Source organism: Chryseobacterium sp. VD8 (assembly GCF_037149975.1).
GTDB lineage: Bacteria > Bacteroidota > Bacteroidia > Flavobacteriales > Weeksellaceae > Chryseobacterium > Chryseobacterium indicum.
Genome location: NZ_JBBCQL010000011.1, coordinates 25,021 through 38,372, shown reverse-complemented (window position 1 = coordinate 38,372; position 13,352 = coordinate 25,021). Strand labels below are relative to the sequence as shown.

Genomic DNA, 13,352 nt, shown 5'->3' with positions numbered 1-13,352 from the left:
TCTCAATGTTTTTTATCTTTATGACAACCATACTAAAATATACATTCTTACTCAACTGCTATGAAACTACCTGCTGAATTAGAAGACGAATATGTGAAAGAAGTGATTTACAATCGTTCTTTATCAGACCTGCCTGGTGAAGATTGGAAAGAGGTGGACGGCTTCGCTAATTATGCTATTTCAAACTATGGCAGGTTGAAGAGTTTAGAGAGATGGACTTTCTTACCCCATAAGACAAAAGGTAAAAAAGAACGGGAAATGATTATGAAACTTATATTTGTAAAGCAGCTTAACAGGTATCTTCATAAAGATTTTTACCAGGTACACTGCACATTGTCCTCAGATGGAAAAAAATACAGGAAGTCAGTTGCACGGCTGGTCTACTACCATTTTGTTGAGAAATTTAACTATGAAGACCGCAATATCATTATAGGATTTAAAGATGATAATAATCTGCATCTGCATTCTGCCAATCTGGAAAAAATATCAGCAAGCGAGAGACGTTACAGGACATTTAACGCTAACAGGACGAGAAATCGAAAAGTGATCTATTCGCAGCCTGTCTCACAGTATGATGTTAATGGTAATTTCATCACTGATTTTGAAGATATGTACAGTGCTGAAAAAGCAGTTGGTGTTGGCCGTGAAAGTATAATGGATGCAGTTAATGGTATCTTTCTGACCGCAGGTGGATTCCGGTGGTTTATAAGCAGCCGTTCCATTACAGAAAAAGACTTTGAAGTTAAACCAAAGTCAAAAACCAATCATAAGCTCCTTAACGAAACCGTATGGAAAAATCTGGGACAACCCCTAATTGATAAGAATAATCCGCCACCCTGTATGAATTTGTCGCCTGAAGATCTTCCCGGAGAAAAATGGAAGACCATACCTGGCTTTCGAAATCGGTTTGTTATTTCTAATAAAGGGCGGGTAAAGCGATTAAGCGGCTGGACGACAGAGGGAAGAAAAGTGTATCTGAGTGAACAGGTGCTTTCCCTTTACGTTGATTTCAAAAAAGGAAAACCTTACGCATTGCGTTGTATTCTAAGGCACAACCGGAAAAATTACAATAAATCTATTACCAAATTATTATTCTGTTGTTTCATCAGTCCATTTGATATTGACGATAATAAATTTGCTGTTATCAATACAAATGTACCTTTCTGGAACTTCGATTTGTCAAAACTTAATTTAGTTTATCAAGGTTCCTTTCCAAATAAAAGATAGAATCTATCGACTTGTTATATCTCGATAAATTTAAAAACATTTCAGAATGCCGTTGTTTTGAATGGTCTTCTTTTAGTTTTCATTGATAAGAGCGTCCTTGAACTGATTTCAACTGAAGTCAGGCTTTTTACTATTGCAAATGTAGGACAGCATCATTCACTCAAAAAAATCTTTTTGGGTTTCTAGAAAAATTCTTTCCTCTTCGTTCCAACAATTCTCCCAGACACTCCTTAAATCCTTCGGACAAAAAGATTTCAAGCTCGGTTCGAAAACAGTTTGTTTTAGATGAAACGAACCGGGTTTTGTATGCCTGATACTTTCCTATGATCATCGGCAAAGAAAAAGCCGCAACCTCAGTTGTACGAATCAATTCAAACAAAGACGCTCTTTGACATCAACGAAAAAAAAGAAAAACAGCAAAAAATAATGCTTTTCCAAATTGGGAAAAGTAAATAAAAGAAAAAAGCCCAGTGTCCTCGATACCCAATCAATTCACTTGGCATTTTAAACATTAATAAAATTACAAACAAAAAAAATTAACATTTAAAACGAAACATTATGAACACAATCGTAGGTAGACTAACAAAAAACGCAGAAATCAACATCTTAAAAAATGACAAGCAGGTTGTCAACTTTCCTGTAGCAATCAACGACCGCTACAAAACGAAAGACGGCGAAATCAAGGAACAGACCACTTTTTATAATTGTTCCTATTGGATTAACCCCAAGATTGCTGAATATCTAACTAAAGGTACTCTAGTCGAACTTGTTGGAAGACCCAGTTCGAGTGCTTGGGTGAACAAAGACGGAGAAATCAAATCGGGATTGAACTTTCATACCTCAAGAATTAAACTTCACGGAGGAGGAAAAAAAGATAATACAAAAGAACAGCCGAGTTCCGAAACACCAAAAGGTAATCCTTTTACCGAAGAGGAAACAGACGACTTACCATTTTAAAATGTAATTCAGCTATGGATGCGCAATTTAATTTTCAGGTGAAGCAGACAAAGGATAACAAGGATTGGGACGATATAACAGTCTATTATCAGACTTACTGCGACAGGTCAACAGCTATAAGATACGCAAGAAAACTATCCAAGATTTTTAAGTCCGAAATCCGATTGACACAAGGTACAGACCCTTTTAAAACGAGTGGTACATACATTAACGAAAATAATTAACAATAAAAAAATGAAAATATCTCTTAAACCAACAGAATTCTTATTAATCGGTGCATTTCACAATGGTGATTTGTGTGACTTCGCAATTATTCATACCACTGAGGAATGGAAAGCCACAGCAAAAAAAAGAATGCAGGCTGCAAAATGCTTTATAGATGATGATACTTTTAAATGGCTGAACTATGATGACGAAAGTATAGAATTTTTCAGCTATTCTGATAAAATACCCGAAATTAAGGAATGGCTGACGGACAAGAATATGGTTTTCGTGGAAACCGATTTGGAAGAAATCAAAAGCCTGCCCCAAAACGATGTCAGAATCTCCTGCAAACAAATGCAGGTATTTAGTAATGGCGATGCAGTTTACAGTTGTTTTGAGAGCTATGCGGATGATGAATTCTGGACACATCAATTTTCATTAGAAGAACTTACTCAATCACTTTTATAACACGAACAGCAATTTGAACATTCATTATTTCTTCCGTATTGCCCAATTCGGGTGATGCGGAGTTAATGGATGTTTTATCTAAAAATCGAAAATAAATGAAAATATCTCAAATACCAACAAAACATATAATGGTCAAAGCAATGACCAACAGCGAGTGGGATTCTTGCGACTTTGCAATTCTTACGATTACACAGGAATGGAATAAAGAACAGCAGGAGCGGATAGAGCGCATTAAACCATTTTCAGATGATTTCTCCCTTCTTTCTATGATATATTCAGAGCAATCCATCACTTTTTATAAAGATGATAACGAGTTTTGCCCCGATTCAGCCGAATTACTTGATGGAATGGATTGGTCATATATAGAAATTGACGAGGAAACGATTGAAAAATTATCCGTACCTGAAAATAGGCTCATTTCGCATGCAGTCCAATTTGTGAAGAACGGTTATGGCTATTATCAGGTGTATGGCAAACATACCGGCGAAGAATTTTGGACTTCCGAAATACCACTTTTTGAACTCGTAAAATAAATCACTAAACAAAATAGATATGCAGACTAATTTTTTTAGACAGTTAGCCAAATTAAATCTGGTGGGCGATTTAAAGTTAATTTTCCGACAAGTAGAAGATAGTGGTTTTGTACTGACCGTACTGCTCAACAACGAACGATGTGGTGACAAAGCGAAAAATCTAATTCTGCCTTTCAACCTGAACGGTACGGCAGAAGAACTTGACAACGGTTTTTTTGAAAAAATCGCAACACCATTACAGACCGCCTCAGGTTTAATGGTCAATATGGAAGCCTTTATGAAAAGCCTTGAAGAAGCCCAAAAGAAATCAGCAATGGAAAAGGAGAAGGCAGATAAGGATAAAAAAGAAAAGGAAGCTAAAGAAAAAAAATACAAAGATGCTTTTCAGAAAGCAGAAGAATTGGAAAAAGAAGGCAAATATAAAGAAGCGTGGTCGGCTCTTCCAAAAGTTTCTGCCTATCCCGAATTCGCCGAAATAATAAACAAAAAACAGGATGAATACGCAAGTCATTTTGCACCAAGTCTTTTTAGTGCAAACACCAATGAGAATGTCCAATCTTCAAATCCATAATGTATGTTACTAGCAACACTATTAGAAAGAATCTTCATATTGAAAGATAATGGGCTGGAAGTTAAATTGACCGACCCAAACCCGAAATGGAGTGTAGAAGCGGTTATGAATTTCTATGCCAATACCTACCCTATCTTAACAACTTCCAAAGTGTCCGAACCGTATATAAAAGGTGATAAAATCCAGTACCGTTTTGAAAGTGTAATGGGTACTAAGGGCTAATTCAACAAGCCCCTCGAAAGAGGGATTTTCTAAAAATAATTTATAAGAAGATGAATAATGCAACAAAAAGTGATATCGGGAACAATTCAACTTCCCGAAGAAAAAAAACAAAAGCAACTGCACCGACAGCTAAAGGATTACACAGAATGGATGAATCAGCCAAAGGACAGTTCGGAGGTTCGCAAGGACAGGCGAAAATCCGTTCCAATCTCGCAACTTCCGATGCTTTTCTGAAAGTCTGCTTTAAGCCCAGACTAAATGTGAACGAATCATTAGTAAAACAGAGCAAACGTAAGGCTGCCAAGACAGAAAGGGATTTTTATAAGTCCCTTTCTCAATTAGCAGAACATTATGGTATTGAGCCAATGCCTATACAAGATTTTAATTACCCCTACAATATTAGCCTCTCCCTATGGGACATTGAAAAGCAATTAAGAAACAAGACCGAAAACTGTGACGATATTCGCCTGATTCAGAAAGGAGATAAAACCTATTTTGTCCTTAGGGAACGATGCAACACAGGAGCAAGTTTATTTTATATTCCTGTTGTACCGCTTTATCTGATGCTAAAAGATAAGACACGAAGAAAAACAGCCTGTCTGCTTTTATCGGTTTGCACTTATTTATATAGGATTGCGGATGTTCCCTATTATAGAATGGAAGGCTCTTACCTAGATTGGCATTATGAAATTCTCGGAGAATGGATAGCTATGGACGAGGAAATAGATGAAAGCCACACCTATAAAAAAGAATTGCAAAGAGCTGAAATTGTAGGTGATAAAATGGGGCAGAAAATAGCAAACATCAATAACCTTCTCTTTTTTGAGCAACGCCTTAAAGCTTTCAGACCAAAGAACAATTTTGATAAAGAATGCTTTGAATTGGCAGATAGAACTTTTAAACTTTATTGCGAATACCCAAACGAAAGTTTGTATAGAAATGCCCACTACAACAATGCATTCAAATCAGAAGAGGATGATGATGACTATTACTATGAACAAACAGCGATTACGATGGATAAATATATCTCGTTTTTTGCCGAAAGCAATGGATTGATATATGAAACCCTTATCGAAAGCGTAAATAACGACTTCAATGAATATGCAGACACACAGGAACCGACAATTTATAAAACTTTTGACGGGAGCAGCATAACAAACAAAAATCTCGATTTTGAAAATCGGTTTTTTAAGATTTTAAACAGATTGTGCACATTGCTTAATTAATATTTAAACAAAACAATAATGAAAGATACATTGAATACCGCCGAAGAAACAGACATCACCGATAGTTTCGGGACATTGTACCATCCTAAATCGGCTTTGGTCTTTTATGAGACAGAGGGAAATAACGCTCAAAGTTACGTTGAAAACTTTGATATTGATAGCAATGGCAATATGATTAATGCCCATCCACTAACAATAAGGGAAGCACAGCGATTGTCTGCAACACTCGACATCCAAACCAAGAAAAATAAAGATTTTTTGAAATCAAATGGTATTATCTCCACAAATGTTCTCTTTATTGATGCATCTGAGAATGGAAAAGTTATTTGGTACACCAAATCACAGAAACGGCAATTGTACTTTACAGAAAGGCTATCTATTCCGAATGGGCAGGCACATACACCTCCTCTACTATGGTGCGCCAATAAACGTGGAATAAGAATATTTGCGCTCGCTACTAATAGACGTCCTACAGCGGAAACTCAGCTTTTGTATGCGCCCTTTCTTAATGTTTATGAAAGTGGAAATGTCTGTATGGGAAGTGTGGACATCAATATTAAAAATTCTGCATCACTCGAAGAATTTATAAAAGAATGGGAGAATTATTTTTTTAATTCCTATTTCAGCCATTTGGTCAACAATCACAATCCGATAAAAGGCAATTGTGTGAATCTGTGGAAAAATCAAATTCTAAACAAAGAAGCTTTTCCAATAGATGTTTTACTTAACTCAAATCTAACTTTAAAAAATCTTCTCTGATGATACATACTGAAAAGCTAAAAGTTCACTTTACTGATGATAGCTTTATCCACCCAACGAATCCTATTTCAATAAACCTTATCGGAGCAGGAGGAACAGGTTCGAAGGTTTTGACCGCCTTGATGGAAATGAACCATTCTTTGATCGCATTAGGACACGCAGGTTTGCACGTAAGACTTTGGGATGATGATATTGTGACCGAAGCCAATCAGGGCAGGCAACGTTTCGCCGAATGCGAGGTCGGTCTGCCGAAGGCGGTTGTATTGATTAATCGGGCAAATAGGTGGATGGGAACGAATTGGAAAGCCGAAGTCAGGAAGTTTGAAAGGGATTCATCAGGAAAGGTCTGTAAAAATATGCAGTCAGCCATATATTTGTCCTGTGTCGATAATGTCAAATCGCGCTTTGAAATTGCGGATATTATCGACGAGGTGGTAGTCGGTAGATGGTTAAGCAGAAACCAACCTAAATATTGGGTTGATTTTGGGAATAACAAACATTCAGGGCAGGTCTTGCTTTCAACTGTGGGGGAAATTCGGCAACCCAAGTCAGAAAAATACGAAACGGTTGCAAGTCTTCCTTATATAACAGAAGAGTTCGGAGAATTACTCTTACAATCCGAAACAGATGATGATACACCAAGTTGCAGTTTAGCCGAAGCATTGGAAAAACAGGACTTATATATCAATTCAACCCTTGCACAAATGGGCTGTTCTCTCTTGTTTAGCCTATTTCGTGACGGTCTTACTGAAAACAGGGGATTTTTCCTTAATCTCAAAAATTTTCATTCCCAACCTATAAAATGCTAACAGTCGCCCGATGAAAATCGGGCGGCAAAAATGCAATTCCTCCCTTCGGTCGGAAACGCATTTTTGCAGTTTAAGCGGATGCAATCCCATTTCTAAAACAAATCCTTGCTTTCTTTCCTGTTGTTTTGAAAAAAGATTGCGCAGTTATTAGGATGATGATTTACTGTTTTGTAAATCATCAATCTTTTGCATCAATTCCTTATAATGAATTTTCGAATGACAGTCTGCACAAACTGAAATTAAATCTTCCAGCTTTTCATTAAATATGTTCTCATAAGTTAAATGATGCGCGTGAAATGCAGGTTTACATTTACATTGAGTGCAAATATATCCGTCTCTTTTGAAAACCAGTTCTCTTTTCGCCTTCCATTCCGGGGATTCAAGATATTTATGATATTGTCCCCTTGGAGAACTCAAATAATTGGAATACGATACACTTTCATATATAAGTTTTTTTTCTAAATCTATCCTTACTTTCCGTTCTTCAAAACATTCCAAATCAAATTCTCCCCTAATGTCAATGTCCGGAGTGTATTTAACCGGAAAATTTCTTTTAGTTCCTCCACAGTTTTTACATTGTTCGTACAATCTAAAATTTGGGAAAAATTTAGCATCATTAACGACAATTTTATTGGGGTTTCTACAACAATCATCAGATAGTTTTATTTCTTCACATCCACAATTCCCGCATTTATAAATATCGTGGTATTCAGTTTCGTAATACTTTTCTACTTCTTCACTTTTACATCTCTTACAAATCATTTTGTTTTTTTTTAAAGGGGAAACAAACATTGAATGCAGTTTATCTGACCGTCGGTTCGTTTTCAGTATGCAAAAGTACAAATCCAGTTTCTGCACAGAAAAATCTTTTTGGGTTTCTAAAAAAATTCTCTGCACTACGCTTCGATAACTTTCCCAGATACTCCTGAATCCTATGGACAAAAAGATTTCGGAGCCTTCATTCCAATGCTTCCATTCCGGTTTTGTCTGAAACGGAATTTCTATCGTCAGAAAGCAATGAAAAACGACAAGCTGGTCAGATTAAAAGCATAGCGTTCATTGACATTCCCGAAAAATTAAAAATCAAAATTGAAAACCAGCAGTTGTCGAAAATGAATTATTAACAATTTAAAATTTCACATTATGAAAAAACCTGACATTTCAGCAAATGAGTTTTATAACCATTTTATAGGTACAGAAAACTATTACAGGTATCCTTTTGGGTTACTACTAACCGACGGTGTAAAAGCTGTCGCAGACGAAGAAAAATGCTATTGGTTCCTTGACGCCATCGCATCTTATCAGTTTGAAGAAAAATTTAAAAACCAGGAATTGCAGGTTTGGAAAATTGAAAGAATTGAAAATACCAAATTTAAACTTTCTGCAACCAACGGAAACAATAAGGTCTTAGTTAGTCAAGATATTGAGTTTTCAGATTTCTTCTTTAGCGAATTTACCATTTGGAAAGAAGGTGATGTGCTGCTTCTGCCAAGTGAGCATTAACCGTCAAACCTCACGATGTATAGGTCAATCGTGTTTTATAATCTTTAAATAACATATTAAATTATGGGAACATATTCAATTATCTATTTGAAAAAACCTGAAATGGCAAAAGAAGTTAATAATCTCCTGAAAGAAAAATATAACCTGACGTACGAATCATATAATGGAATTGAATACGGCATTTTCTTCACGCAGGAAATGTTTGATGAGGATTTGAGATTTATGAATGAAGATGAAGAAGGTAAACAAAACCTATCGCATTATCAACGCCCAATCTCCAAAGAAACCTACTATCTACTGTTATTTGGTATAGGCAATTGCTTTGGTGATATTGGAACATTTTGTGCTAAAATCTCCTGTATTGCCGAAGAAGAAATCAAGATAATTCAAGTGTTGCAGGAATTTTCAAAAACTCCTGAGTTTAAAAAGTATGTCGATATTAGAAAGTCAAAGAATCTTCGCCTATTATTGAATACCAAAATATAATTTAGGATTGTAAAGGAATTGGAAATAATTTTCCAATTCCTTTTTGTCTTTGACTATATTTTTCAAATTATTTTCCTGTTACCAGACAAAAATACGATTCCTCCCTTCGGTCGGAAGACAATATTTTAGAAAGTGAGTTTTGCAATTAATAACTCAAAAGTAATGATTGATCCGGCAAAATTTCAGGTGTATATTTAATTCCCGGATCATCTTTTTCAGCTGTTAAAAGGTTGTGCATTCCATCAAGAGCATTTTGTGATATTGTAAAACCTTCAATATCGTAATCCTTATCAACAATAGGCTTAAAGTATTTTGCAAAACTTTTCCCCGCTATCCCATAGCTTTCCATACTATAAACTACCTGCGTTTTTTTATTGTTGAGTTGAACTTCTGCTGCAATATTTCTTAAGTTAGCACTGTTTACCTCAACTCCATTCTTTAATTTCTTAAATAAATAATGGATGGAATATCCTATACCTACCAGCACCTCCTTGTTATTATAATTAACTTTTTTTGTCTCCAAGTAGTAAACATTTAGGTTTGTTTCTTTTTTACCTAATGTTAAATTTCCAAAGCCAGGGATCTTCATTCCAGCATTCTTATTACCGTCGAAAATTTTAATGATGGTTTTAAGGCTCGTTAAGTCATTTCTTGTTATGTTAATGTCGTCAGGTAATTTTAAATGAGTGTATTTGGGAGATAGCGATTCATTACTATTTTCATAAATCATTTGTCCCCCTTTCTTAGCTTCCATATCTTTTACAAAAGCACTCAAATTAAAATTATCCAATTGCTCCGTAGTGTACGAATTGTGGTCAGAAGGTTTTGCTGTCTTAATATCTTCCGAACTGCTACCGGCTTCCCCTTTAGCATAATCAACAGTTGCTGAAGCGGTACTATCTACCTGGGTAAAGACCGTGTCGGTTGCTCTACTTTCTGAAGTTGCCTCAGTCACTTCGCCTTTCTTACAATTAAATAGTACTAAAAATAATGTACACAGGGTAATAACCACTGCACCTCGGATAAGTAAATGTCTAGTTTTCATAGTAATAGGTTTTAGTTATAACTAAGGTAATAAAATATTTTATAATAGTATAAAAAAATGCATTTGTATATGAACCCTGTTTTTTGAAACGCTATACTTCTGAAATCGCTCTTTCAACATAATTAAAATTCACACTTCTATCGGAAACCTATTCTTGCGAAAGGAGCCACCCAATTTCAAAAACAAGTTCGCACGTTGCCGTGTTATCTTGAAAATGGTTGCATATACCTTCTAAAAATGTCAGATTTTCTTTTAAATAATTTGACAACTTTACTATGATTTGTGACATTTTTTCTTTGCAGATTGTGACATTTTTTCACTGGTAAGATTCTGGTATATCGTTTGAAAAATGATTGGTGTGTTCTTTAAATTTTATTGTTTAACCAAAAAAACGTTTGTTATGTCAATCGAAAAAAGAAACAATGGCAGTTTGCTCCCTGCAAATCCACGTACACTGTTCGATGACTTTTTCAGTCGCGAACTATTTAATTGGGGCAATAATAATTTTTCTTCCACACGGACGACTCTCCCATCAGTGAACATTATGGAGAATCCAGAAAATTTTATGGTGGAAGTCGCCGCACCGGGAATGGAAAAACAAGATTTCCAAATTAGCCTGGATGGTAATCTCCTTACTATTTCTTCTTCAAAAAAGGATCAGAAAGAAGAGAACAACAGCAATTATACTCGCAGAGAGTTTAGCTATCAATCTTTTAGCCGAAGTTTTGAGCTTCCCAAAGACGTAGTAGATGATGAACATATTGAAGCTAAATACGAAAGCGGTGTTCTAAAACTCACTATTCCAAAGAAAGAGGAAGCAAAAAAACAACCTCCTAAACTTATAGAAGTTCAATAATCACTTCAGTTTTTGCAGTTGGTTTTTTATAATGAAGCCAACTCATATAATTTTTGATTTTCAATTGAGAAATTTAATCTTTTAACATTAAGTAAAATTTTAATTATTGTCATTACTAAACTAAAATCAACGATTATGAAAAAATTAAGCTTATTCACTTTTTTTGCATTTTTATTTGCTGCGATCATTTATTCTTGTAACAGTGATAGTTTCAACAGTATAAGCGGGGATGATACAGCAAAAATCTCTAATGAGAATTCTAAAACTTTAGCCAGAACATCTGAAGAAACGGACGGCTTCTCATATATTAATTCCAAAGACCCGGCTTTCGATAATTTTTTAAGTTCACAAACCTATCAAAACCATAAAGACTATATTAATGGTCTTGGTCAGATGGATCTTAACTCCATATTATATAAGCAATATGAAGTTGATGGAAAAGTGTATGATTTCTTTGTGGTTTCGCTTTTGCGAAATGGTAAATTGGAAGGTAAGTTAGAAATTCTCGATCTTAAAGACACGCCGTTCCTTCCGAACAAAGATAAATATGCGCTGAATTATGCTGATTTATCATCCTATGATATGGATAGACAAACCGGCAGTATCAAACTTTACGATCTAAATTATGAAAACTTTATGCATACCAAAATGGATATTGATAAGGGGTACTATACTAATGTTGAAGGAGATGGGCTTTCTGATGAGCTGAGGGAAAAATATGCATACCTTGCAAATCCGGCTAAAAGTGCTAATTTAACTTCAAGACATTTATGTGACAGTAATGGCAATGGAAATATATCCTTTGGTGAATGCTATAGCTGTATTGTAAGAGCTATCAAGCAAAATTCTACATCTACAGCAATCTGTCATTCGTATGAAGCGATGGGGTTACCTTGGTGGGGATCTTGCGGCGCATCAGTAACCGTATCGTGTGCAATCATTTCGTCAATATCTTAAAATATATATATGATGCTTTTTGAAGATCCAACTTATTTAATTATTGCATTTGCAGTTTTTGCGGTATTAAACGTTGTTACAATCAGAGATATTCTTAAAAACAAAAATCTTTCAAAAAGACAAAGAAACAATTACATCTGGTTGCAGTTCGGTTTACCGATCATTGGTTCGATTATCTATTTTTTAGAAAAAAGTGATAAATCGCTTCACCTGAAAAAGTAGTTTCTGACCTTTTACTTACAATAAAGCTGCCTCTAAGAGGCAGCTTTATTATTATGCAGCATATTTTTCGATGAACACTCCATTTTATTTTATAACTTCCTTGTAAGTATATACATTGTATGGATATAGTTTCTTAGCCAGGATTTTGGCAACAATGCTGGTGATCAACAAAGGGATTAGCAAAAGATAACCTGATGGCACAATACTGGAAATAATGAATATCGCAGTAATAGGCGCATGAATAGCTGCGGAAAGCATCGCAGCGGCTCCGAACAATGCGAAGTTAATAACTATCAGGTGCGTACCTAAATAATGATTGCAAAACTGGGCAAAAAGAATTCCTAATAATGCGCCTGTTACGATGCTTGGAGCGAAAACGCCTCCGTCACCTCCTGCACCTAGTGTTAATGATGCCACTAAAGGCTTTACGAAAATAAGTAATATCAATGGAATGAAATGGCCTGGATTTACTGTGTTGTATAAGCTGTTTTCAAGAATTTTTCCAAGTCCGTGATAACTGTCCCCGTACAAAACCGGGAGAAAAAAGATAAATACTCCAACCGAGACAGCTCCCAGATTTACACGAATAAAATTATTACTGATCCCACCGAAAAATGTCTTCGCATAAATAACAATCTTCGTAAAATACAGTGCAAAAATACCTCCGATCAAACCCAGAATCACAGCAAACGGCATTGCCTGCCAACGCCACTCTTTTACTGCAAATGAAAATAAAGGATCGGAATCAAAATAATGAACAAAAACATAAGCAGCAAGCATAGAACTGATTCCACTAATCAGCAATGTTCTATTATATTTACGGGCAATAACTTCAAATGCAAATAAAAATCCGCCCAAGGCACTTCCAAATAATACTGTTACTCCGGCTATAATACCGGCACATATCAGTTCTGTCTTATATGCCCTTGCGGTATGAAAATGTTTGTAAGCCTGATTACCAAATGTTGCAGTAGCAACAACAGTAGATACTTCTACCCCCGTAGAACCTCCGAAAATTACCGTTAAAAATCCATTGATATAATGGGAAGGTATTTTGAAAAAAGGGAGATGATCCTTTCTCGTTTCAAGAGTCGTGTATATTTCCTTAATTCCTTTGTTTTTTCTATTCTGGAAAAAATATTTACGTAAAAAATAGATGGCTGTAATCCCTATACTAGGCAAAATGATAAATAATCTATTTTCCGTAGTCATGGTTTTTTCAAATAAATGTTCCTGCACATATCCTGTCAAATGTTTTAGGCTATAAGAAATCAGACAACAAAAAATGCTAACAATAATTGAAATCC

General features: G+C 35.4%; 18 protein-coding genes. 15 read left to right on the top strand and 3 right to left on the bottom strand.

All coding sequences use genetic code 11. The features are described 5' to 3' along the window. Positions 1 to 60 precede the first annotated feature (60 nt). From WFK35_RS02540 to WFK35_RS02495, 10 genes are all read left to right on the top strand, one after another. Positions 61 to 1,227, top strand: a complete 1,167-nt coding sequence (locus WFK35_RS02540) for an NUMOD4 domain-containing protein (RefSeq protein ID WP_336731198.1) — start codon at positions 61 to 63, stop codon at positions 1,225 to 1,227. A gap of 558 nt (positions 1,228 to 1,785) precedes the next feature. After that, positions 1,786 to 2,184, top strand: coding sequence for a single-stranded DNA-binding protein (locus tag WFK35_RS02535; RefSeq protein ID WP_240581023.1), 399 nt, complete (start codon positions 1,786 to 1,788; stop codon positions 2,182 to 2,184). Positions 2,185 to 2,198: 14 nt separating this feature from the next. Continuing rightward, on the top strand, positions 2,199 to 2,408 hold the full coding sequence (locus WFK35_RS02530) for an addiction module toxin RelE (RefSeq protein ID WP_240581022.1): 210 nt from the start codon (positions 2,199 to 2,201) through the stop codon (positions 2,406 to 2,408). A gap of 10 nt (positions 2,409 to 2,418) precedes the next feature. Beyond that, positions 2,419 to 2,856, top strand: coding sequence for a hypothetical protein (locus WFK35_RS02525; protein ID WP_240581021.1), 438 nt, complete (start codon positions 2,419 to 2,421; stop codon positions 2,854 to 2,856). Between the two features lie 95 nt (positions 2,857 to 2,951). Further along, a complete protein-coding gene (locus tag WFK35_RS02520; protein WP_336731197.1) occupies positions 2,952 to 3,389 on the top strand; it encodes a hypothetical protein in 438 nt (145 codons plus the stop codon). A 19-nt stretch (positions 3,390 to 3,408) separates the two neighbouring features. Then, complete coding sequence (locus tag WFK35_RS02515; protein WP_336731196.1) at positions 3,409 to 3,960, top strand: PRTRC system protein E; 552 nt, start codon at positions 3,409 to 3,411, stop codon at positions 3,958 to 3,960. A gap of 3 nt (positions 3,961 to 3,963) precedes the next feature. Further along, entirely contained in the window at positions 3,964 to 4,182 is a 219-nt protein-coding gene (locus WFK35_RS02510; protein WP_240581018.1) for a PRTRC system protein C, read from the top strand. Between the two features lie 50 nt (positions 4,183 to 4,232). Continuing rightward, on the top strand, positions 4,233 to 5,408 hold the full coding sequence (locus tag WFK35_RS02505; RefSeq protein WP_336731195.1) for a hypothetical protein: 1,176 nt from the start codon (positions 4,233 to 4,235) through the stop codon (positions 5,406 to 5,408). Positions 5,409 to 5,426: 18 nt separating this feature from the next. Further along, positions 5,427 to 6,167: a PRTRC system protein B gene (locus tag WFK35_RS02500; RefSeq protein ID WP_336731194.1), complete on the top strand. Its 741-nt coding sequence runs from the start codon at positions 5,427 to 5,429 to the stop codon at positions 6,165 to 6,167. Positions 6,168 to 6,169: 2 nt separating this feature from the next. Next, on the top strand, positions 6,170 to 6,976 hold the full coding sequence (locus WFK35_RS02495) for a PRTRC system ThiF family protein (protein WP_240583207.1): 807 nt from the start codon (positions 6,170 to 6,172) through the stop codon (positions 6,974 to 6,976). A 147-nt stretch (positions 6,977 to 7,123) separates the two neighbouring features. On the opposite strand, the gene WFK35_RS02490 is transcribed toward WFK35_RS02495, so the two are convergent. After that, a complete protein-coding gene (locus tag WFK35_RS02490) occupies positions 7,124 to 7,738 on the bottom strand; it encodes a hypothetical protein (protein ID WP_240581015.1) in 615 nt (204 codons plus the stop codon). 381 nt (positions 7,739 to 8,119) lie between these two features. Between WFK35_RS02490 and WFK35_RS02485 the strand changes: the two genes are divergently transcribed. Together WFK35_RS02485 and WFK35_RS02480 are read left to right on the top strand one after the other, a co-directional pair. After that, positions 8,120 to 8,479 (top strand): DUF6876 family protein, encoded by a 360-nt coding sequence (locus WFK35_RS02485; RefSeq protein ID WP_240581014.1) that lies wholly within the window; start codon positions 8,120 to 8,122, stop codon positions 8,477 to 8,479. 63 nt (positions 8,480 to 8,542) lie between these two features. Next, on the top strand, positions 8,543 to 8,965 hold the full coding sequence (locus WFK35_RS02480) for a hypothetical protein (RefSeq protein WP_240581013.1): 423 nt from the start codon (positions 8,543 to 8,545) through the stop codon (positions 8,963 to 8,965). A 145-nt stretch (positions 8,966 to 9,110) separates the two neighbouring features. Here the strand turns inward: WFK35_RS02480 and WFK35_RS02475 are convergent, their stop codons facing one another. Further along, a complete protein-coding gene (locus WFK35_RS02475) occupies positions 9,111 to 10,010 on the bottom strand; it encodes a hypothetical protein (RefSeq protein ID WP_240581012.1) in 900 nt (299 codons plus the stop codon). A 400-nt stretch (positions 10,011 to 10,410) separates the two neighbouring features. Between WFK35_RS02475 and WFK35_RS02470 the strand changes: the two genes are divergently transcribed. From WFK35_RS02470 to WFK35_RS02460, 3 genes are all read left to right on the top strand, one after another. Next, positions 10,411 to 10,866 (top strand): Hsp20/alpha crystallin family protein, encoded by a 456-nt coding sequence (locus WFK35_RS02470; protein ID WP_240581011.1) that lies wholly within the window; start codon positions 10,411 to 10,413, stop codon positions 10,864 to 10,866. A gap of 135 nt (positions 10,867 to 11,001) precedes the next feature. After that, complete coding sequence (locus WFK35_RS02465; RefSeq protein WP_240581010.1) at positions 11,002 to 11,823, top strand: hypothetical protein; 822 nt, start codon at positions 11,002 to 11,004, stop codon at positions 11,821 to 11,823. Positions 11,824 to 11,832: 9 nt separating this feature from the next. Then, positions 11,833 to 12,045, top strand: coding sequence for a hypothetical protein (locus tag WFK35_RS02460; protein WP_240581009.1), 213 nt, complete (start codon positions 11,833 to 11,835; stop codon positions 12,043 to 12,045). A gap of 84 nt (positions 12,046 to 12,129) precedes the next feature. On the opposite strand, the gene WFK35_RS02455 is transcribed toward WFK35_RS02460, so the two are convergent. Then, positions 12,130 to 13,257 (bottom strand): chloride channel protein, encoded by a 1,128-nt coding sequence (locus tag WFK35_RS02455; RefSeq protein WP_336731193.1) that lies wholly within the window; start codon positions 13,255 to 13,257, stop codon positions 12,130 to 12,132. Between the last annotated feature and the right edge of the window lie 95 nt (positions 13,258 to 13,352).

Excerpts from the sequence above, each read along its gene's own strand:
- WFK35_RS02490 (WP_240581015.1), bottom strand. The coding sequence starts at position 7,738 with ATGATTTGTAAGAGATGTAAAAGTGAAGAAGTAGAAAAGTATTACGAA.
- WFK35_RS02485 (WP_240581014.1), top strand. The coding sequence starts at position 8,120 with ATGAAAAAACCTGACATTTCAGCAAATGAGTTTTATAACCATTTTATA.
- WFK35_RS02460 (WP_240581009.1), top strand. The coding sequence starts at position 11,833 with ATGATGCTTTTTGAAGATCCAACTTATTTAATTATTGCATTTGCAGTT.
- WFK35_RS02470 (WP_240581011.1), top strand. The coding sequence starts at position 10,411 with ATGTCAATCGAAAAAAGAAACAATGGCAGTTTGCTCCCTGCAAATCCA.
- WFK35_RS02510 (WP_240581018.1), top strand. The coding sequence starts at position 3,964 with ATGTTACTAGCAACACTATTAGAAAGAATCTTCATATTGAAAGATAAT.
- WFK35_RS02455 (WP_336731193.1), bottom strand. The coding sequence starts at position 13,257 with ATGACTACGGAAAATAGATTATTTATCATTTTGCCTAGTATAGGGATT.
- WFK35_RS02500 (WP_336731194.1), top strand. The coding sequence starts at position 5,427 with ATGAAAGATACATTGAATACCGCCGAAGAAACAGACATCACCGATAGT.
- WFK35_RS02505 (WP_336731195.1), top strand. The coding sequence starts at position 4,233 with ATGAATAATGCAACAAAAAGTGATATCGGGAACAATTCAACTTCCCGA.
- WFK35_RS02535 (WP_240581023.1), top strand. The coding sequence starts at position 1,786 with ATGAACACAATCGTAGGTAGACTAACAAAAAACGCAGAAATCAACATC.
- WFK35_RS02520 (WP_336731197.1), top strand. The coding sequence starts at position 2,952 with ATGAAAATATCTCAAATACCAACAAAACATATAATGGTCAAAGCAATG.
- WFK35_RS02465 (WP_240581010.1), top strand. The coding sequence starts at position 11,002 with ATGAAAAAATTAAGCTTATTCACTTTTTTTGCATTTTTATTTGCTGCG.
- WFK35_RS02525 (WP_240581021.1), top strand. The coding sequence starts at position 2,419 with ATGAAAATATCTCTTAAACCAACAGAATTCTTATTAATCGGTGCATTT.
- WFK35_RS02515 (WP_336731196.1), top strand. The coding sequence starts at position 3,409 with ATGCAGACTAATTTTTTTAGACAGTTAGCCAAATTAAATCTGGTGGGC.
- WFK35_RS02480 (WP_240581013.1), top strand. The coding sequence starts at position 8,543 with ATGGGAACATATTCAATTATCTATTTGAAAAAACCTGAAATGGCAAAA.
- WFK35_RS02475 (WP_240581012.1), bottom strand. The coding sequence starts at position 10,010 with ATGAAAACTAGACATTTACTTATCCGAGGTGCAGTGGTTATTACCCTG.
- WFK35_RS02530 (WP_240581022.1), top strand. The coding sequence starts at position 2,199 with ATGGATGCGCAATTTAATTTTCAGGTGAAGCAGACAAAGGATAACAAG.
- WFK35_RS02540 (WP_336731198.1), top strand. The coding sequence starts at position 61 with ATGAAACTACCTGCTGAATTAGAAGACGAATATGTGAAAGAAGTGATT.